Here is a 20,678-nt window from a genome sequence, read left to right as displayed (position 1 = left end):
TAAATTTGTGTAACAAAATAAATCGAAACAGCGCTTTGTTCATATGAGACAAGGAGTAACGGAGTTTTATTAAAAACATAATGTTAAGCAATTGTTGATGGTGATTTTTGTTAGCACCTTTGCTTACATTTTGTTCGATTGGAGGGGTTGTGTTGTCCGTAAAAAGTGGGAAAATAGTACGCAAACTGAGATTCCAAATTTGAAAGGATGCGTTTCCAACTTATGGTGAGGCGAGTATTATGAAACTGTTTTTAATTTTATTGATGTCAATTTCTGGTGGTGTAGCGGCAGCTGACCATATTCACTCTTTCCTATTCGGCTTCTATGTTGCGGCTCTAGCAGTTGGTAGTTGTTACTGGCTTGCATTCCGCAGTACGCGTTTCCCACAGTTGGCACTAGTGCTATTGATGTGTGGCTTTTTTGCGAAAATTGCAGTGACTGTTATCGGTGTTTCTTGGGGTATCTCGAACGATATCATTCAATCGCCGTTCATTTTCTCATTGTCATACCTGTTCTTCTTAGTGGTTGTGTCTTACGTTTGGTTTGCATACCGCGATAAATTAACGCTAAAACAACGCGATAAATTAACGCTAAAACAACGCGCTAAACAGGTAGAAGAGTCTCGCAAGCAAGCGGCAGCGTAATTCGATTTGATTCTTAAAAAGCCTTCTTCGGAAGGCTTTTTTGATCCTGCCTATCTGAACTCTATTATTTGGTTATGACGGCAGATAAAAGAAACCCCAGCATGGTGACATGCTGGGGCTTCTTGTTATTTATCTATTATCTAGCAGTTACCATCTACCAAAGGCAACTCTGAAGGTGTGTTACTTCTTCATCATCTTGGCGAGATCGGCGAACGGGTTGTGTGTCGCTGACTGATGATCATCTAAACTCGCTTTTGCATCCACACCATAACGCTCATGGTCAGTGTATTTTGAATGCTCATGATCGTGACAGTAAAGGCACAATAGCTCCCAGTTGCTGCCATCTTCAGGGTTGTTTGTATGGTCGTGATCCACGTGGTGAACGGTAAGCTCTCGGAGGTTTGAGTAAACAAATTCACGCGCACATTTACCACAAACCCAAGGGTACAGTTTTAGTGCTTTTTCGCGGTAGCCTTTCTCTTGGCGAGCATACGCTGCACTCGAACCTGTGAAATCAGAAGACATTGCCAAATCCTTATCAATTGTAATATCCCGATTTTATCACAGCTTTCTTGAAGCTGTCGGTATGTCGTTCGTAAAATCATTGCTAAATGATGCAGTGGACTTATCGAGATTAGATTGAAGTTTGATACAGACTTACCTTCTACACACTAACGCTTAAGCGGGTTATGTCTTTCTGGAATAAGCCATGCTTAATAGTTTGAAAATAAATCGTATTCAGGGGTTTTAACCACAGACATGTGACCTAATATCAGTTTGTGAGACCCTATATTAATAAGGAAATATCATGTCAGAACAATACACTCCGCCAAAAGTTTGGGTTAACGATACTGCTGGTGGTAACAAGTGGGCAAACATCAATAGTCCTGAATCTGGAGCTCGCTTTGATAAAGAGCTTCCTGTTGGTGACCATGCTTTTCAATTGTATTCTCTTGGCACACCTAACGGTCAAAAAGTCACTATCTTGCTGGAAGAGTTGTTAGCGGCGGGTGTTAAAGAAGCTGAATATGATGCGTACTTGATCAACATCGGTGAGGCTGATCAGTTCTCTTCTGGCTTTGTTGGCGTGAATCCAAATTCTAAAATACCAGCACTTGTCGACAAGTCTGGTGATGAAGACGTTAATGTTTTCGAATCGGCATCTATCTTGATGCATCTAGCAGAAAAATTTGGTCACTTCTTGCCAAAAGAAGGGGCAGCAAGAACACAAACCATTAATTGGTTGTTCTGGGCACAAGGTTCTGCGCCATTCCTAGGTGGTGGTTTTGGTCACTTCTACGCTTACGCGGATGAAAAGCAAGAGTACCCAATTAACCGCTTTGCGATGGAAGCTAAACGTCAGCTAGACGTGTTAGACAAACAGTTAGCAAATAACACATTTGTGGCGGGTGATGAGCTAAGCATCGCTGATATCGCGATTTGGCCTTGGTATGGCAACCTTGTACTAGGCAAAATTTACGATGCAGCCGAATTCCTGCAAGTTGAGTCCTACACCAACGTTGTGCGCTGGGCGAAGCAACTAGAAGCGCGCGAAGGCTTCCAACGCGGCCGAGTGGTTAACCGTTCATTTGGCGAAGAGTGGGAGCAAGTACCAGAGCGCCATTCTGCAGAGGACATTGACCGAGTTTTAAAGCTTAAGCCTTAGTTCTTTTTTGAACGTGTTTTTGGCAGATATACCCTATCGGTCTTAATGTTAATGGCTAATTGAAACGCCATATCTCAATCGAGATATGGCGTTTTTCCGTTTTAAGGTAGGGAGAGGTTTTGTAATTGGAATGAGAGTCTAAATTATCACTTTGTTCATCTTATTCAATCGCTTATGAGTAATATTCTTTGTGGTTAAGACAAAAAACAATAGTCATCGAGGTGGAGTAAATCTATAAGATAACGGGCCACTTTAAATTACGACTAACTTCGCTCAATGAAAAAAAACTTAATTGCGTTGGCTATCATATCCACGGCTCTTTTAGGGTGTAATCACGACTCACTAAGCTATAGTGGTGGCCCTGATACGGTTCCTCCAACAGATATTGTACCACCAACGGATATTCTTCCTCCGACAGATATTGTACCACCAACGGATATTCTTCCGCCGACTGACATTATTCCACCAACAGTTATTATTCCCCCAACAACTTACATCGGTTCACTGTTGTCGAGCGGAGCGTTTGTTTCTGGAGATGTGTACTGTGACGGCATTCATCTTGAAAACGGAACGTTCAGTGTAAAACAAGGCGTGAGTTTTAGTTGTACCTTGGGTCACCTTACTTTAGGTGATTTCACGGCTCCTTTCCCCGAAGTCACAGAAAGCACGATTTCAAATGATGCGCTTCATGCGGCATTTGAGTTGACAGAATTACATGGAGACAACGTTACCAAGGTACTCGAATCAGTTGATGTTTGTGAGACTGAAAGTGCTATCTGTTTAAAAGAGCTGGATGCTTTTGATATTGAGGATGTGTTCTCGCAGCTTGATGATCAAGATGCTGTCGATGCGTACTTTTCATCGAAAGAAGAGGAGTCTACAGATGAAGTAGGTAAGGCTCCTAGTTCACACGTAGACACAACTGTTGTTCCTGCGGTTGACCCTAATGCGGACAATAACCTTAACGCTGGTTTTGTTTCTGCAGACGCGGAGTCTACCTATGCTTATAAGCCAAGTGTTGAAGGCAAGGTGTTAACTCGCAGTAAGCTTACAGACGCTAATGGTACGCCGATTTCTGGGATCAGTTTCTTTTCGGCTAACGCGACGGGCGTGACGGATGAAGAGGGAGTCTTTGAGTACCTGTGGGGCGACAGAATCGTTTTTGGTATTGATACGTTTGAGTTTGGCTCCATTACGGGTAATCAGGTTGCTTATAAATTGTCTGATGTGACCAATAATGTGGTTGAGAAAGCGAATATCCAGTCATTACTTGAGCGCTATGCGGTTGATCATGTAAGTTATTATGAGATATCTGAAGAAGTCCAAGATACCTTTTCAAATTACCCTAACGTTATAAATGAGTTGATCAACCTAACTCTGCCAAATGGGGGGCTGATAGAGGGTACAGACTTCGAACTTCCTAATGAGTTTGTTGGTCAGTTTAGCCAAGGGTTAACGGCAGTCATTGATGAGCAGCTGCGCCAAACGCCTCAGTTTATGGATTATGTTCGTCAACCTGCCGTTTTATCTATGGATTCTGGTCAGTATGTTACAGAGTCTCTGCAGCAAATCTTCCACAACGTCACCAAATTCCATGTCTTCAATGACAATGGTAGCTTTTACGGTGCGACGGGGTATACCCGTGGTATGCGAGCTCTGAACATATCGAACAGAGCATTCCCTGTGGTGATGCCAAGAACTGATAAAAACCGTGAGCTTTACTTTGGTGAGCAACAGGCTTGGACTCGTGAAGGTAAGCCTTACATCGCACAACACCCAAGTATCTCGATGCCTCCGATTCCTTTAGTCTCTGAAGACAACGCGACTTATGGTTTCCCATTCGTTACTGCAGGCGAGATAGGCAAAGGTAAGGTCGTGTTCATGGGCAATGGCTTATATCCAAGTATTCTGTCATGCCCAGAGAACTATTGGGCTAATCGCACATTACATATCGACAGCAACAAACAACAGTGCACTGTTTCGACGTTTGAAAACCTACTACATGATGACCAAGGCAGCATGAGGTTGTTTTTCTCGAACTTGTTTGAGTGGTTCAATAAAGGTTTGCCTATTGCTGGGATGAATGCAGTGACCAATATTGACCAAGCCTATTCGGCTTATCACCACTCCACAATGGGTAAGCAGTACACGTTTTTTGTTAGTCCTCAGTATGGTTTTGCGTCAGTAGAAAAGCGTGGTTCAGGTGACTTTGATGATTTGGATGCGAGTAATACGCCGATTTTGATCCTTCAGGCATACCCACCTAAGTTGGTTCAAGATGGCATGACTAACCAGTTTGTTGCTGACTTGGATAACCCGAACTTAAACCAAGACGATATTACGGCTCTTATTAACTATGTTAATGACGGTGGCAATATCTTGTTTATGGATGCGATTCAAACGACTAATCCTGAACCTATTGGACGCTTGGCAGATGCCGTAGGTGTATCTCTTGGTGGTGAAAACGTTACCCCGACAAACCAAGCGTTCTGCGGTAGCTCTTATTACTGCCAAGCACCTTATCCTAATCTTCACGTGAAGAGTCAAAAGGAAATGGTGGTTCTTGAGCGTTTTCAAGATAACCAAGGGGAGCCTCCATTCACGGTAAATCAAGATGGTACGGTTGAGTGGATTGAAGATGAATCCAAAATCAAATTTGAAATCCCGACTTATGAGGTTGTTAAGTTAGACGCTGAAGGGAAGCCAATGCTTGATGCGTCTGGTGTAACCGTAATGGAGACAAAATCCGCACGTATCTTTGTTGAATCGGCAGAAGAGCGTGAAGCGGCGATCAAAGAACTGCAATCTGCATTTGATGGAACTGATCTTTGTACAAACGATTATGAATACGAATTTAACTGTATTGAGACTCGTTCTGGAGACGGAATTACTGTTCGTGGTGCTTATCATAGAGCCGATTTCGACCGCTATGAAGTAAGCAAAACCGTTGTCGACAGTATGGTGAAAGCAGCAAACTTGGGCACTAACTTTACAGCGCTTTACGAGCACGAGATTTACTATCGAACAAAAGGTACTCAAGGTAAACGCCTGTCTAACAGTGAATTGAATCAAGCGTTTGATAACCTGTCTGTTTGGATGTGGAACGACAACGCATACCGTTTTGAAACAGACATACAAGATGAGTTGGGGTTTAAGCAAGCTGTTCAGTTCCTAAACTGTTATACCGAAGGCTTACACCAAACAGACACAATGGATGCACAGTGTCCTGTTGGCCTAAAAGCGTCGTTAGTCGCTAATGGAATGATTCATGGCGAAGGTGAGTTATCTGGGCAGTTGAATCCGAGCTATCCATTAAATTACATGGAGAAACCTCTGACTCGTATCATGTTGGGGCGCTCATTCTGGGATCATGAAATCGTTGTCGATACCACAATGTATCCGGGTCGAACTTCGGGGGCATCCTCATCAAGTACGGTAATGATTCAAACCAACGGTAAAGCAGTGACATATTCCGCAGGGAATAATCAATCTACAGGTCTGTGGGCACCTCAATTACAAGAAGTAACCATTGAAGACGGAGTGGCAGCTACGATTACCGTGATGATGGCGGATGATCTTACAGGTAAGCCGAATCACGAAACGAGCTTGAAACGTCCTTCACGTATGCAAACCAGCTACGATTACAATGGTTCGAGCTTAAATTTCAAAGCCCCTTATGGCGGCCTGATTTATATTCAACCGAAAGTAAAAGAGCTTGGTGAAGTTTCGTTTAGCATTAATGGCGCGTTAAAAGCGGCTTGGTGGAAAGAGGGGGAGTGGATTAACTCTATTCAATCGGCAGAGGCTCCAATTGCAGAAATCGATACGGGTTCATTTATTTATACGACCCCAATCAGGAATCTAGAATCCGCTGATTTGAACCAATTCGCAACTGATATGAATCGATTCGCCGAAGCGGCAAGTGACTTCTATGGGCGTGATGAGAAACAAAACGATGGTTTACACCGTAAGTTCACTTATTCAGAACTGAAGGCGTTCCGCCATCGTTTTGTGAATGACGTCCAGATTTCGATTGGTGCTGCTCACTCTGGTTATCCAGTGATGAATTCAAGCTTTAACGCAAATCGGACATACATTCCAACCAACCCAGTGAACGACTGGTTGTTGTGGCATGAGGTGGGTCATAACTTAGCATCAGCTCCTTTCCTAGCTGCTGGTAGTACAGAAGTGACCAATAACCTTCTTGCGTTGTATATGCAGGAGTTAGAGGGGCGCAATGCAAACCCTGAAATGGATCGTATTAAATCGGATATTAAGAAAGCACCTAAATGGCTAGAGCTTAATAATGAACATGCGTGGTCACATGGTGATGCAGGTTTACGATTAGTTATGTTTGGTCAGCTAAAAATCTGGGCAAAATCGAACTTTGCAATTGATGATTGGTATACACGCGGCGCAAGCCAATCTGATGTGTATGGTGAAGATGAAGGCTGGAATATGTTCAAACTTATGCACCGTAAAGCTCGAGGTGATACAGAGGGTGATGCGGTTGAAAACTATTGTAGTGCCAAAGATACTGGGCTAACCGGTGGCGACTTAATGATGGTTTGTAGCTCCTACGTTTCAAACTATGACTTAAGTGATTTCTTTGTTGCTTGGAACGTGGGCGAAACTTCAATGACTAATGCTGATGGCACGAAGTCTTATAGTGGCGGAATTAGCTCTAAAGGTCTTAGTGCGGTTGAACAATTAAAACTAGAGAAACCAAAGAACAGTCCTTTGAATGTTGATTCAATTTACTAACGCTAATTATTGCTAAAGCATTTTATAGCTTAAAAACAAACGCCACACTGAAACTACATGTGGCGTTTTTGTTGCAATGCTCTAGAAATTTCAGCTAGATCAGTCTCCTACATGATGTTTAATACTTCGGCTGCCATTGGTTGGCTGTCCTTGCTAGAGAAAGCAGGTTAAACTGTTCGCATCATAATTCTAAAGGATGGTGCCATGTACCACGGTCATATCTATTTCCCTCTGCGATTTGCAGAGCAAGCAGAAACACTGCGTCAGAAAATTTTAGCGGAACGTAAAGATGTATTAGAGGTTTTCCCATTAATACAGCGTTTGGTTGGTCCACATAAGATGCCGATGTTTGAGATTCACTTTGCAAACAAAGAGTCGGGTATTGTTGAATGGCTAGAGCAAGAGCGCGGTGATATGTCGGTGTTGATTCACCCTGTGACTGGCGGTGAAGAAACTTTAGATCACACAGTACGTGCAACATGGCTTGGTCGTGAACTGGGTGTCTTTGAAGAAACACTAAGTAGCTAATTTAATTCGCGCCCGACAGTACGTACCTAATCAACGTACTTAGTCAATATCGCTGCTGTCGGGTGTGCCAATACTCACTAACGTTTTGAATTACGTTCTTCCTTAAATAATTAGCTTCTCCAGCTATTACCCAGTAACAGTGATACCGCTACCGACACACCTAATGCGATTAAGATATTAGGTAAGTAAAGTCCCCAAATCGCGACACAAACCGCCACGGTTACCACAGCCCACAACAATGTTTCTAAAATCCAAGTGCCCATAAAATAACTCCTAACTAGATTGTGCGACTAGCATAACCAAGCAAGGGTAAACTTTTGGTCACCATCCAATAACCATTTAGATAATCGCTATAGCATGACTTTGACGATGAACTCATTGTTGTAAATTTGATGAGTAAACTGCCAACCTTGGTTCTGACAAACGCGATCAATGAGCTCTAGGCCAATACCAAAAGAGGTTTGTTGTTCAGAGTCGTTTGCTAGGTTTTCATCATCCAAACGATTGGTCACCTCAAACTGGCTTGCTGTCAGTGTGATGTTGATATCTCCGCTACCACCATGTTGAAATGCATTTCGGACTAAGTTGGTGAGCACAACGTCTGTTAACTCGCGGGGAAGGGAGTGTTCACCTTGATCGACCTTGGTGTGAATATCCACTTCTTTGTTTTTTAAAAGATACCGTTGGCTTTCGATGATGTTATCAATCAAAGGTTCTAGCTTGATTTGTTCATAGTTGGTTTCTATCTCGTTATTGCGACTCATCCACAGCAGTGTCGTTACCAAGGCTTTCATGTTGGTGGCTGAACGTTGGATTCGTGCGACCGCTCGTTGGCCGCTGTTGGGAATGCTTTCAGACAACCGAACCAGCATATCGCCACTGGCTGAAATGGTGGCAATCGGTGTTCTGAGTTCGTGACTTGCGGCTCTTAAGAAAAAGCTCTCACGCTCATTGGCTTGTCGTTCACCTTGTACACTTTTGACGAGTTGGGAAGCTAACTGGTCGATCTCTTTGTAGCGAAACTGAGTGAGCCCTTCTGTGTTGTCCACATCTAGAGACTCAGACCATTTTGATAGGATAATAATCGGTTTGGTGACTCGATGTATCAGAAGGCGAATGATCAAAAACACCAAGAGTAAAAGGGCACCGATAGCGATGAAGGCATTGTTAATTTGAGCTACAGAATCAGGTGGGTTCAGCTCGAATAGATTCAAGTAGATGGCTTCATCATATTCCGAAATGATGTATAGCGCTTCTTCGCTACCTGATATCGGATGTTTGGCTGCGTAGAGGTACTGGCCTGACTCGCTGTTCGATGAAAGCTCGTAGTGTTCATAAATTGCATCGTTATCAAATGCTTTCCAATCAAAAGCTTGCTGGAATTTAGCGGGCAGTTCCGAATAACTTAGAAAGGCTTGGAACGTTGGGTTTTGGTAGTCTGGCAGTTGCCCTGTTTCGATGTATTGTTGATCTGCGACTTCCAACTCATATAAGAATCCATATTTTGCCGATTCATTAAGGCCAATATGATAGCTCTGTGAAACCATCAAGCTGTAGATGGCCGTCAGCAGTACTACGATACCAAACAAGTAGAGGTAGATGTCACGCTTGATACTGACTCGATTCATGTCCGCGTGTTTCATGATGGCTCCCCATGTAAGACAACACCAATCCCATGAACCGTGTGGATTAGCTTTGAATCAAAGGGCGCATCAACCACTTGTCGAAGCTTAAACAAATGCGCTTTCATACTATCAGAGCTTGGCATTTCATCTTCCCAGGCCTCTTCAAGCTTGGCTTTGCTCACCACATTAGGGCTGTTTCTTACTAACATTACGAGCATTCGCCAACATACAGGGGAGAGCTTCAATAGCTTGCCGTCTCTAACAGCTTGGTGCTTGTCCAAGTCCAGTTTGAGGCCTGCTACAGACAATGAAGTCACCGAGCCTTGAGCGCGACGTACTAATGCCATCAACCGTACTTTGAGCTCTTCCATTGCAAAAGGCTTCACTAGATAGTCATCTGAACCTACCTCGAATCCGGCGATTTTGTCTTGTAGCGTGTCTCTTGCCGTTAACATGAGAATAGGAGTGGTCACGCCTTGTTGGCGAAGAGATTGGCAGACATCGAGCCCGTCCATCTTGGGCATGTTGATGTCCGTTAAGATGATGTCATAACGCCCCTCTAAAGCGAGATTCAGACCCGCACTGCCATTGTAAGCAAAATCGAATTCGAAACCGTCGAGTTCCATATAATCTGCAATGGCCTCTGCCAAGTCACTGTCGTCTTCAATCAACAGGGCGTTAATGCTCATAAGTGTCCTTACTTTGTTTCTCGTTCTCTTTTCCAAGCCCAGATAGGCGGCTGAATAAGAAGTTGTAGTCGGTAGTTCCAATTTGGCGCATGCCATAACTGTTGGCACAGTTTAACGTAGCCGTGGAAATATACCTTAAATGGGTTCACAGAGTTGATTCTAGGGAACACTCCGTATCGGACTTCTTCCTCTTCTTTGGCGAAGGTACCGAACATACGGTCCCAAATGATCAATATCCCAGCGTAGTTTTTATCTAGGTATTGCTTATTGGTCGCATGGTGCACTCTGTGGTGAGAGGGCGTATTGAACACGGCTTCAACAGGGCGGGGCAGTCGTTTGACGGTTTCAGTGTGCAGCAGTGTCTGAAACAGTTGAACAAAGGTTTCACACATCAGCACCACAAACGGATTGAAACCCAGCAGAATCAACGGCAAGTGAAAGAAGAACGGGAAGAACCAATCTAAAGGCCCAAACCTGTAAGCAACCGAGATATTAAAGTAAGGCGAACTATGGTGAACAGAGTGCGTTCCCCATGCTAAACCGTTGCTGTGCAAGAACCTGTGCTCCCAGTAGTACGCGAGATCCGCCAAGATCAAGCAACCTAGAATTGTCCAACCGGATATTGGTAGCTGAGTTAGGCTGAAGTTCTCGTAGGCATAAACAAACGCGCCGACATAAGCTAACCCGACAAAGAAAACGGTCACCAACAAGAAGAACAAGGTGACTAAGTTGGTCGCGCTGTCCCCCAACATGTTCCAGCTGATCTTTTTCTTAAAGGCGTAGCGGATAAGCTCAAAGATAAACAGAGCCAAAGCAAGCAGTAGAAAATTATCATCTACCCAAGTTTCGGTAAGGATGATGCTTGTTTCTGAAAATGTTTGAGAGAGAAAGCTCCCAATGCTATCCAAAGTGAAATCCATAACTTAATCCTTTACTGACCATTCTTATAATAGACGTATAACTCGCTAGAATCTGGCAACCCATGCTGATTCAGCTGGTGGTGTTCTATAACCATGTCCACTTCTTTTAATATCGCGATTTCTTCCCAAGCTTGTGCGAGTTGCTGTTCAGTATGTTCACCTTTGCGTAACAGAAGCGAGCCTTGGGCTTTGTTTGGAATTTGGATTAAGCGATTGTTTTTATTTGATGTTGATTGCTGAGTTGGGAAGCCAATGGTGACAGTAGCCGTGCTGAAGTCGGAACTGATGTCCTGATAGATCACGACCACTTTCTGTTGCTGTGCGATCTCCTCATCTTTTGCTTCCAGGTTTTGGTAGAAATCGACCCACAGTTCAGGCACGTCCTCTAAAGGGATAGTCTTGCTCAAACCTTGCAGGTAAGTGGTATTTACAGTCGCCTGTTGTTTTACCTCTACGGACTTATCTATGGATGGCGTACTTGTTGACGACTTGCTTTGTGACAACTCGGCTATTGGTTGCTCAGTTGATGAATCCGCAATCGCGGGCTGAATATGTAATAGCCCCCAAACTGCGCCAGTAATACCGACAGTCGTGAGTATTGAAGCGAATAATTTCATGCTCTTTCCTTGTTGTTCATTTTTCTTATCAAGGACAGTAAAGGAGCCAAGGTAAACAAAAGGTAACCGAGTTAGTTGTTGGGCTAGTCTAGCGCCTAATTTTCTAATACAGCAATCTGGGACACTTTTTCCTATGTTGAATTGGTGATACTGACGCCATATTCATTTATGGGTTCAATAATGCTATTCAAACATCCCATCTCTCTGCTAACGATTATTCGGCTTAACCCATTAAAGGTCGCTGCGACTTGGTTAATGGCTCTGGCTGAAAACGTGATGCTTATTCTGTTGCCACTGTTTATTGGTTACGCCATAGACGGCGTGCTAAACCAGAGCTTTCAGCCTTTGATGATGCTGGCTGCGATTCTTTTTGTGCTAGTTATCATCAGTGTTGTTCGTCGTTTTTACGATACCCGTGTTTATGGTGCGATTCGGGTCAAACTGGCGAATATCGTTGAGCGAAACCTGCGTGGCTTGTCTGTATCAACCAAAGACGCTCGACTCACCATGTCACGTGAGTTGGTTGATTTCTTAGAGGATGATTTGCCCGCTTTGATGACGGCCGTGGTGCAGCTTATTGCTACCGTGGTGATTCTCTCTACCTTCCATTTCTCATTGGCGCTGTGCATGTTGTTTGCAGGGCTGTCGATGCTCGCGATTTATGGCGTATTCCATCGAACCTTTACTCGGCTTAACGGCCAATTTAACGACCAAGTTGAACAGCAGGTTCAATTGCTGAGCGGTGTTCGCTTATCAGCGCTTCGTTGGCACTTTGAACGCTTAAAACAGTGTGAAATCAAGCTTTCAGATACCGAGGCCATTGTCTACGGACTGATCTTCACCGTGTTGTTTGGCGCGGTAGTGGGCAATTTGTGGATGGTAAGTCAGCTTATCGATCCAACCGCAGGGCAAGTGTTCTCAATCGTTACTTATTCGCTGGAGTTTGTTGAAACCGCAGTGATGCTGCCAATTACGCTACAAACCCTTTCTCGACTTACTGAAATCAGTCAGCGACTCAATCATACCTCTGTCCAACAGGCTACTAAGGAGATGCATTATGAAGTTTAAAAAGTCACTTTCGGTGTTAGTCGGTTGCGCGGCTATCTTTGTTGCCTTGATTGTTGTCGATGAATTAGAACCAGAGACGGTAGAGCCTGTGAAGAAACAAGCTGTACTGGCACCGGTGTCTGTATTGGAGGTGACACCTTCGCAGCACGAATCGACGTTAACGGTACTTGGCTTAACCGCTGCTCGTTGGCCAATTCAACTTAAAGCATCGAGCAGTGCGCAACTAAAATGGCTGAATGAAAACATCGAACCGGGACAGCTAGTGAATAAGGGCGATGTGTTGGCGAGGCTAGATACCAGCGCCGTTGATGCGAACTTGGCGCAAGCGTTAAGTGCGTTAAAGCAAGCTGAGTTGGAATTGAAACAGGCTAAGCATGAACAAACTGTCGCTCTAAAAATGCTTAATCCAAAAACAAGTTCGTCTTTTGCACGCAGAGAGCCTCAAGTGCTTGCTGCAAAAGCTAACCTGCAACAAGCCAAACAAGCGTATGTGAGTGCGCAAAAGCTAGTGGAAGAGTCGGTGATTACCGCGCCTTTTGATACCGTTATCATGAAACGCCACATTAGCCCAAGAGAATGGGTAGAGGCTGGGCAAGTGACCTTTGAATTGGCCGCCAGTGATTCGATTGATATCGAGCTTCCCATCTCTGAAATGCACTGGCAACAAGTGCAAGCCGCCTTGGTGAAGCCAAGTATTCGTGTAGTCAGTCGTTCTGGGAGTCAATGGCCTGCGAAGGTGCGCTATGTGTCGCCAGAAGTAGATTCGGTGACTCGTCAAAGACAAGTGGTGCTATCGGTTGAAGAGCCTTACCAAAACAAACCAAGGCTTTTCCCTAATCAACAGGTTCAAGCTGTGGTTAACCTAGGTCTACAAGGTGACGTAGTTAGCGTACCTCTGAGCGCGATGACGCGAGACGGGTATGTGTGGACGTTAGATACAGAAGATCGTCTACGAAAAGAGTCGGTGACGCTTATAGGGCAAGGCAGTCAAGCGCTTGATATTCGGTTCAATAATCAAAGTAATAAGGTTCGCCGCGTCGTGCAATATCCGCTTTCTTCAATGCTAATCGGTAAACAAGTCGCGCCTAGATTCAATGAAGTTCATTCTGAAGCCATGCTTGCTGGCAAATCTGATTCAGCACAGATTAAGGATTCAAACCAATGAGTTGGATGACAAAATGGTTCATTAATAACCCAGTCGCTGCCAATTTGTTGATGATGGCGATTGTTATCAGTGGTTTGCTTGCGTTCGGGCAACTGCGAGTTGAGTCGTTTCCACAAATTGCACCATCATCAGTTAGCATTACCGTGGCTTACCCCGGCGGTACAGCACAACAGATCGACGAGAGCGTGACCCAACGAATCGAAGAGTCGATCAGCGGCATTGCAGGTATCAAACAGATCACCAGCCAATCGAGTGCGGGCGTGTCTAGAGTCGTGGTACGTAAAACCAGCAGTACAGATTTAGACAAGCTGTTGGATAACATTCGTAATCAAGTCAACGCGATTAATGGCTTTCCCGTGCAAGCGGAAAGACCGCAAGTCGTGCGTAATGAGTTTACCAATTTAGCCGCGTTTGTGGTGGTGTCTGGGCCAAGAACCGATGACGAGCTGCAACCTATCGCTAAGCAGCTCGAACAAGCGCTGAAGAAGAACCCTCAAATATCAAAGGTATCAAACTGGGGAACTCGAACACCGCAACTGGTTATTGAGCCAGATCCTGACCAACTTAAAGCTTTAGGGTTGAGCTTGGAAGATCTCGCAAGTTTAGTTGAGCAGCGTTCTCTTGAGACTCGTAGTGGTGAGCTTATCAGTGACAAAGGCCGAATGGTGATTCGCGGTGACGGTTATGCCGATGATTTACAGAAGCTTAATCAGCTTGTTGTTATCTCTGGGAGCAACGGAAAAATACACTTGGGAGACATTGCCAAGCTAAGCCGTGGTTACCAATACAGCGGTTCTATCGTGCGTAACAACGACTCCAATGCTATCGCTCTGTTAGTGAGTACTAGCCAAACCGATAACCTGCTTAAAGTCAGTGAAGCGATCAGTGAAACACTGGATGCCCAGCGCGCAATTCTGCCATCAGATATTGAGCTAAATACTATGGCTGATATGGCGCCTTATATTGAAGAACAGCTATTTCGTTTGAGCGAAAACGCATGGCAAGGTTTGTTGATAGTACTGATTTTGCTTGGGATATTTCTTGAGATTAGGCTCGCGTTTTGGGTCGCGATGGGGATTCCGATTGCACTTACAGGAACGCTCGCCGCAATGCAGTTTTTTAACTACAGCATCAACGACATTACCTTGTTTGGCTTTATCTTGGTACTCGGTGTGCTGGTGGACGATGCAGTTGTCGTAGGTGAAGCGATACATGAAAAACGGACGCGTAACGCCGGCTATTCTCCTAATATAAACGGAAAGACAGCCGCATGGCAGGGCGTGCATTCCGTGTCGGTCGCAACCGTTTTTGGTGTGTTGACAACCATCGCTGCGTTTTCTCCAATGCTATGGATTAATAACGAGTTAGCCAAAGTATTGGCCGGATTTTCGGCTGTGGTGATCTTTGCTTTGATCTTCTCGCTGATTGAAAGCAAATTTATTCTTCCGTCACACTTGGCTCAGCTCTCTGTGAAAAAGCCATCTACCAGTATTTTTGCCAAGGTTCAGAATGCGGCTCAAGGTGGCTTGCAGTGGTTCAATCTCAACATCTACAAGCCAGTATTGGAGTTTGCACTTGGCTACAAAGTCGCATCTTTACTTGGGTTTGTTGCGGTTATCTCATTGGCTTATGGCATGTGGTCGAATGGTGCGATTCGTAGCGCGTTGTTCCCTGAAATTCCGGGGCGTTACATCTCTGCCGTGATTGAGCTAGAGGATGGTGCGCCTTTGCCACTGCAGCACCAAGCCTTGTTGCAAGTTGAGCAAGCAATGGCACAAGTAGAAAAAGACTTGATGGACGATTACCCATTACAAGAGAAGCCTGTTGTGAATCTGCTTGCGTGGTCAGATGGTTATGGCGAAATTGAAGTCACAGCAGAGCTCACTTCTGAATCTTTAAGCTCAATGCCGGGCAATTTGCTGCTGAAGCGATGGCGTGAGAGCTCTGGGCAAATCGAAGGCGCTTACTCGGTTAAATTCAGCGCGGCAGAAGAGCCTGCAGGTGGCACATTTTTTACGATCGCGTCTAATGACCGTGAGCTTGCATCAAGAGTAAGCGAACAGTTAGCCGATACATTAGCGTCACTGAAAGGTGTATCGGACGTTTACGATGATGGGCAGGGCGGTTTACCGCAAGTTCGCTTGGTGTTGAATCAATATGGTCAGCAGCTCGGGTTAACTCAAGCTACGCTAGCGCAGCTTGCCGGAGAAGCGTTTGGCGAAAGGGAAGTACATCGCCTGTTAGAAAACGGGCAAGAGACCAAGGTGCTGCTGCAATATCCGAGAGACGAGCGCAGAACCTTAGCTCAGCTACAACAAGCGATTATCATGTTGCCGAACGGCGGCAGCGTGATGATAGGAGATATCGCTGAGTTCCGTCACGAGCAAGAACCACAAGTGGTTTACCGCCGTGATCGAGAGCAAGTGATTAACCTATATTGGAAACAGGACCGAGACTTACAATCGCCAGAGAAAACACGTGAGCAACTTGAAGAGACGATTGAATCTCTGTATCTACAATATCCAAGCGTGACGATAAAAGCGGGCGGTGAGTTTGAAGAGATAGGGGAAGTGTCGAACGGCTTTAAATCCGCAATGATTCTGACTCTACTAATGATCTATATCTTGTTGGCAGTGCCTCTGAAATCCTACTGGCAGCCAATGATCATTATGGTGGTCATACCGTTTGGATTCGCAGGCGCGATTTTTGGTCACTACTTGATGGACTTACCCATCAGTATTCTTTCGTTGTTTGGCATGATGGCAATGACAGGCATCGTGATTAATGACTCGTTGGTGTTGATCACTCGTTTTAACGCTGAATACCGCCAAGGGGTACCATTACAAAAAGCGTTAGTGATTGCGGGTACCAGCCGATTGAGGGCGATTTTCTTAACCACGATTACCACTGTGTGTGGGTTGTTGCCACTATTGAGTGAAACTGCGGAACAGGCACAATACTTAAAACCTGCGGCGGTATCTTTGGTTTTTGGCGAGCTGTTTGCCACTACCGTCACGCTGATTTTGATTCCCGTACTGCTTGGTTTGTTTTGCCGCAAACCGCCTCAAGTTGAAAATCTGATTGAAAACGAATCTGGTGAACAAGATTCATTAGAAGAACTCACTTTGGAGCGCTCGTGATTGATTTTATAAAGGACAGAGGCGATATTGAAGTTAAGCTGTTCGAGAACAAACACAAAGCACTTGAGACCAAAGATTGTATGACCCAAGAGAACAAGTCCGCATTGCACTTGGTGCAGGCTTTTAAACTGGTGCCAGAGATTGCATTGATTGAATCTTTGCCTGAGCATCTTCAAAAACGCTTTTCACATGCGCTTACTTTGATGCATGAAGAGTGGGGGGAGCGTCGTACGTGGGAAGAGATAGCAACCGAGAGCGCGATTTCTCCATACCATTTCCATCGCCAGTTTACAGAGCTGTTCAACGAAACACCGGGCCAATATTTAGGTCGAGTTCGGCTGCAAATTGCGGTCAGTTTGTTGCTCAATGATGAGCCGTGGAGTGTGATTGAAATAGCTCAGTATTGTGGATTCTCATCGTCACAGTCGCTAGGCAAGGCGCTCAAGCGTGAGTTGGGCGTCACGGCAAAGCACATCCGAGAAATGGGCTATAACGCGACCCCCAAAGAGACAGCAGATTTCATTCAGAAATTGGCACATCCGGGCGTGCAGTCTTCAATGGAAGAAGAACTGGTTAAGTCTATGCCAACAGAGCTGGTTTGGTATCCCGAGCGCGGCATGCAGAAGCTCAAGTTAGACGATCCTGACTGGGATACGGTGTTTGAGGTGTATGGTCAGAAGTCGACACAGTTGATGGGCACCACGCCAATTAAACAAATGAGAAATAAGTGGGATGACATCGATGTTGAAATCGGAAATTGGCAAGTCGCGAAAGACCGTTACGATAAGATGATTCCTGAAGGGTATTACCTGTGCAGCGATGTTTATCTGGTTTCGGATGTGGCTTACAGCACCGCGTTAGAAGCTCTGTTCAAGGCGGTTGAACAACAAGGTTTAAAGCTGGATGTACAAGGGTATTTGGTAGAAATGATTCGCCACATTGATGATGACGAAGTGGAAGGGGTGACCTTCTCTTTTCAGTTACCCGTTTTAATTCCGTAATACGGTGAACAATAAAAAGGCTCCTCAAATGAGGAGCCTTTGTTCTGCTTCAAGAAACAGTTTATCAAGAGCCTCTGGTTATCGGGCTGAACCGTTAACCAGAGTAGGGGGATTAAGCCTCTGCAGTTGCCTTAGAGTCGCTCATCTTTTTAAGCGCTGCGTAACCAAAGCCTGTTACTGCTGTACCTGCTGCAATCGCCACTAGGTACATAAGCACTGGAGAGATAGCACCAGGAATTAGTAGTACGAACAAGCCGCCGTGTGGAGCCATTAGCTGAGCACCAAACATCATTGAAAGAGCGCCAGTTAGTGCGCCACCTGCCATACAAGCTGGGATAACACGCATTGGGTCTTTCGCTGCGAATGGAATCGCGCCTTCTGATATGAAACATAGGCCAAGAACGAATGATGCTTTACCTGCTTCACGCTCGCCCGCTTCAAACTTGTCTTTCACTAGGAAAGTCGCAAGGCCCATACCTAGAGCTGGAACCATACCTGCTGCCATGATTGCTGCCATTGGTGCGTAAGTTTGCGAAGCCAGTAGACCAACACCAAATGTGTAAGCTGCTTTGTTTACCGGACCACCAAGGTCGAAACACATCATAGCGCCTAGAATCACACCCAGAAGAATCGCGTTAGACGTTCCCATGTTGTTTAGGAAAGTTGTCATCGCGCTCATCACGCCAGAAACAGGGCCACCCACGATGTAAACCATCACAAGACCAGTGAACAAACTCGCGATAAACGGAATGATCAGGATTGGCTTGAGGGCTTCCATGGATTGTGGAAGTTGGACCTTGTCGGCAATGAATTTCGCTGCGTAACCGGCAATGAAACCAGCTGCGATACCACCTAGGAAACCTGCGCCTGTTGAGCTAGCCAGCATACCGCCGATTAGACCTGGAGCCAGACCCGGACGGTCAGCAATTGAGAATGCAATGAAACCAGCAAGAACAGGAATCATCAGTGCGAATGCAGAACCACCACCGATAGTCATCAGTGCTGCTGCTAGTGTGCCTTCTTCTTTAAACGCTTCGATACCGAATACGAAAGAGAGTGCGATGATCAAACCACCCGCAACAACTACAGGAAGCATGTGCGATACACCTGTCATTAGGTGCTTGTACACGCCTTTCTTCTCGTCAGCAGGTGCTGAATTTGCAGAAGCTGTGTGTTGGTATGGTTTAGCTTCGGCGAATGCTTTTTCCATCTCTTGCTTTGTTTTCTTCAAAGCAGGGCTTGTTGTTGTTTTGTATAGCGCTTTGCCGTTAAAACGATCAAGAGGAACGTCGATATCTGCTGCGATGATAACTAGATCAGCGTCTGCGATTTCTTGGTCTGTCAGTTGGTTTTTCGCACCTACAGAGCCGCGAGTTTCTACTTTGATTTGGTGACCTAGGCGTTTGCCTTCGGCTTCAAGCGCTTCAGCGGCCATAAAGGTGTGTGCAACACCAGTTGGACAAGCGGTGATCGCTACGATCTTTTTGCTACCTGTAGCAGGTGACGTACCAGTCACTTCAACAGTGCTTTGAACTTGAGAAGCGTCTAATACCGTTGCTTCTGCTACCGCTTTCTCTAGAAACGCTTTTGCATCAGCTGTGCATTCAGAGATTGCCGCTTGGTATACTTTCTTGCCCACAAAGCGCGCTTTATCAACGTTTGTGTTGGCTGCGATAACTACAACGTCACTGCTGTCGATAGCGTCTTGCGATACGGTTGAGTCAGGTAACACGCTTGATTGACATTCAATAGCGGCGTTCCAACCCAGTGCTTTTGTCGCTTGCTCTAACAAGCCTGCTGCGATGATGCTGTTTGCTACGCCACTAGGGCAAGCTGTGATAATGGTAATATTCATAATAAACCTTTTGTCCTATTTGCTTGTGTCTAACTGGCTAGTTGGAGCACTAAGCGACTGTAATTGGATATTTTGTAGTACTGAATCCAGCTCTTGTTGGCTGGTGATGCCCACGCCTACCTGTGAAACTGCTAGAGCAGATAGGGCGGTTGCGAATTTAATAAGTTCTGGTTTTGGCATCTGTTGCATGTGACCCCAACATAGACCAGCAACCAATGTGTCACCTGCGCCTACCGTGCTTACTACTTGCATGCGCGGTGGTTGAGCATGTAACCATTCACCTTGGTTAAGCCACATCACGCCTTCAGCACCAAGTGATACCACGATATTCTCGATGCCTTTTTCACTTAGGGCTTGGCCCGCGTGTTGGCATTGGTCACGAGTTGTCAGCTCTGCATTGAACAGCTGAGACAGCTCTTCATCGTTTGGCTTAATCAACCAAGGCTGTGCATTGATACCGGCTTTAAGTGCATCACGGCTGCTATCAAATAACACCTTCTTACCTAAATCGTGTAAGCGTTGAACCCAAGACGCGCAAAGCTCAGGAGAGATACCTTGTGGCAAGCTGCCTGCAATTACGAAGTAATCGTGCGTTTCAGCAAGTTCTAATAGGGTTTCTTCGAACGCTTTAATCGCGTCGGCATCAACAGGAACACCTGGGAAGTTGATGTCGCTTACTTGGCCTGAATTCTCTACCAATTTCACGTTAATGCGAGTTGCGCCATCAACACGGATGAAGCGGTCAGTTGCGCCCATCTGTTCAAACAGTTGGCAGAACGCTTCTTCGTTATTGCGACCAAGGAAACCTGTTACGGTCACTTTCGCGCCAAGCTCTGAAAGAACTTTTGCGACGTTTACGCCTTTGCCCGCTGCATGCAGAGAGCCTTTGTTTACTAGGCTAACTGAACCCACGTTAAGTGCGTCGATAGCGCCTGTCAGGTCTAGAGCAGGGTTGAGCGTTACAGTAACGGCTTTGATTTGTTTATCAGACATATC

16 protein-coding genes are annotated in these 20,678 nt (G+C 45.4%); 8 read left to right on the top strand and 8 right to left on the bottom strand.

Annotation, left to right across the window (positions count from 1 at the left end):
• The first annotated feature begins 239 nt into the window (after positions 1–239).
• The gene (locus HRQ85_RS07445) at positions 240–644 is read left to right on the top strand and encodes an NADH:ubiquinone oxidoreductase (RefSeq protein WP_172379194.1); all 405 of its coding nucleotides are present in this window, start codon (positions 240–242) and stop codon (positions 642–644) included.
• Between the two features lie 180 nt (positions 645–824).
• Here HRQ85_RS07445 and HRQ85_RS07440 read toward each other — a convergent pair whose 3' ends face one another.
• A complete protein-coding gene (locus tag HRQ85_RS07440) occupies positions 825–1,169 on the bottom strand; it encodes a YajD family HNH nuclease (RefSeq protein ID WP_017060876.1) in 345 nt (114 codons plus the stop codon).
• A gap of 283 nt (positions 1,170–1,452) precedes the next feature.
• Between HRQ85_RS07440 and yghU the strand changes: the two genes are divergently transcribed.
• The 3 genes from yghU to HRQ85_RS07425 all read left to right on the top strand — a co-directional run bounded on the left by yghU (position 1,453) and on the right by HRQ85_RS07425 (position 7,602).
• Complete coding sequence (yghU, locus tag HRQ85_RS07435; RefSeq protein WP_017064768.1) at positions 1,453–2,310, top strand: glutathione-dependent disulfide-bond oxidoreductase; 858 nt, start codon at positions 1,453–1,455, stop codon at positions 2,308–2,310.
• A 276-nt stretch (positions 2,311–2,586) separates the two neighbouring features.
• The gene (locus HRQ85_RS07430) at positions 2,587–7,074 is read left to right on the top strand and encodes an SslE/AcfD family lipoprotein zinc metalloprotease (RefSeq protein ID WP_172379193.1); all 4,488 of its coding nucleotides are present in this window, start codon (positions 2,587–2,589) and stop codon (positions 7,072–7,074) included.
• 204 nt (positions 7,075–7,278) lie between these two features.
• Positions 7,279–7,602 carry a DOPA 4,5-dioxygenase family protein gene (locus tag HRQ85_RS07425; protein WP_048608711.1) on the top strand — a complete coding sequence of 108 codons (324 nt, stop codon included), beginning with the start codon at positions 7,279–7,281 and terminating at the stop codon, positions 7,600–7,602.
• 110 nt (positions 7,603–7,712) lie between these two features.
• Here HRQ85_RS07425 and HRQ85_RS07420 read toward each other — a convergent pair whose 3' ends face one another.
• The 5 genes from HRQ85_RS07420 to HRQ85_RS07400 form a co-directional block, all read right to left on the bottom strand.
• Positions 7,713–7,865, bottom strand: coding sequence for a hypothetical protein (locus HRQ85_RS07420; RefSeq protein WP_009844874.1), 153 nt, complete (start codon positions 7,863–7,865; stop codon positions 7,713–7,715).
• Positions 7,866–7,952: 87 nt separating this feature from the next.
• On the bottom strand, positions 7,953–9,245 hold the full coding sequence (locus HRQ85_RS07415) for a sensor histidine kinase (RefSeq protein ID WP_172379192.1): 1,293 nt from the start codon (positions 9,243–9,245) through the stop codon (positions 7,953–7,955).
• The gene (locus HRQ85_RS07410) at positions 9,242–9,916 is read right to left on the bottom strand and encodes a response regulator transcription factor (protein WP_172379191.1); all 675 of its coding nucleotides are present in this window, start codon (positions 9,914–9,916) and stop codon (positions 9,242–9,244) included. Before HRQ85_RS07410 ends, HRQ85_RS07415 begins: the two co-directional genes overlap by 4 nt.
• An 8-nt stretch (positions 9,917–9,924) precedes the next feature.
• Positions 9,925–10,836, bottom strand: a complete 912-nt coding sequence (locus HRQ85_RS07405; protein WP_172379190.1) for a sterol desaturase family protein — start codon at positions 10,834–10,836, stop codon at positions 9,925–9,927.
• 11 nt (positions 10,837–10,847) lie between these two features.
• Positions 10,848–11,453 carry a hypothetical protein gene (locus HRQ85_RS07400; protein WP_172379189.1) on the bottom strand — a complete coding sequence of 202 codons (606 nt, stop codon included), beginning with the start codon at positions 11,451–11,453 and terminating at the stop codon, positions 10,848–10,850.
• A 180-nt stretch (positions 11,454–11,633) separates the two neighbouring features.
• On the opposite strand from HRQ85_RS07400, the gene HRQ85_RS07395 reads away from it, so the two are divergent.
• Genes HRQ85_RS07395 through HRQ85_RS07380 form a run of 4 tightly spaced genes read left to right on the top strand, consistent with a single transcriptional unit; the run spans position 11,634 to position 17,827 of the window.
• The gene (locus HRQ85_RS07395; RefSeq protein ID WP_253918837.1) at positions 11,634–12,521 is read left to right on the top strand and encodes an ABC transporter six-transmembrane domain-containing protein; all 888 of its coding nucleotides are present in this window, start codon (positions 11,634–11,636) and stop codon (positions 12,519–12,521) included.
• On the top strand, positions 12,511–13,686 hold the full coding sequence (locus HRQ85_RS07390) for an efflux RND transporter periplasmic adaptor subunit (RefSeq protein ID WP_172379187.1): 1,176 nt from the start codon (positions 12,511–12,513) through the stop codon (positions 13,684–13,686). The genes HRQ85_RS07395 and HRQ85_RS07390 overlap by 11 nt, the downstream gene beginning before the upstream one ends.
• A complete protein-coding gene (locus tag HRQ85_RS07385; protein ID WP_172379186.1) occupies positions 13,683–16,826 on the top strand; it encodes an efflux RND transporter permease subunit in 3,144 nt (1,047 codons plus the stop codon). The genes HRQ85_RS07390 and HRQ85_RS07385 overlap by 4 nt, the downstream gene beginning before the upstream one ends.
• Positions 16,823–17,827 carry a helix-turn-helix transcriptional regulator gene (locus HRQ85_RS07380; RefSeq protein WP_444823266.1) on the top strand — a complete coding sequence of 335 codons (1,005 nt, stop codon included), beginning with the start codon at positions 16,823–16,825 and terminating at the stop codon, positions 17,825–17,827. Before HRQ85_RS07385 ends, HRQ85_RS07380 begins: the two co-directional genes overlap by 4 nt.
• 112 nt (positions 17,828–17,939) lie before the next feature.
• Here the strand turns inward: HRQ85_RS07380 and fruA are convergent, their stop codons facing one another.
• Both fruA and pfkB read right to left on the bottom strand, forming a co-directional pair.
• On the bottom strand, positions 17,940–19,682 hold the full coding sequence (gene fruA / locus HRQ85_RS07375; RefSeq protein WP_172379185.1) for a PTS fructose transporter subunit IIBC: 1,743 nt from the start codon (positions 19,680–19,682) through the stop codon (positions 17,940–17,942).
• Positions 19,683–19,697: 15 nt separating this feature from the next.
• Entirely contained in the window at positions 19,698–20,675 is a 978-nt protein-coding gene (pfkB, locus tag HRQ85_RS07370) for a 1-phosphofructokinase (RefSeq protein WP_017090852.1), read from the bottom strand.
• Between the last annotated feature and the right edge of the window lie 3 nt (positions 20,676–20,678).

Source organism: Vibrio sp. Vb339, assembly GCF_902751245.1.
In the GTDB taxonomy this organism is placed as follows: domain Bacteria; phylum Pseudomonadota; class Gammaproteobacteria; order Enterobacterales; family Vibrionaceae; genus Vibrio; species Vibrio coralliirubri.
This window is presented reverse-complemented; position numbering and strand designations above follow the sequence as displayed.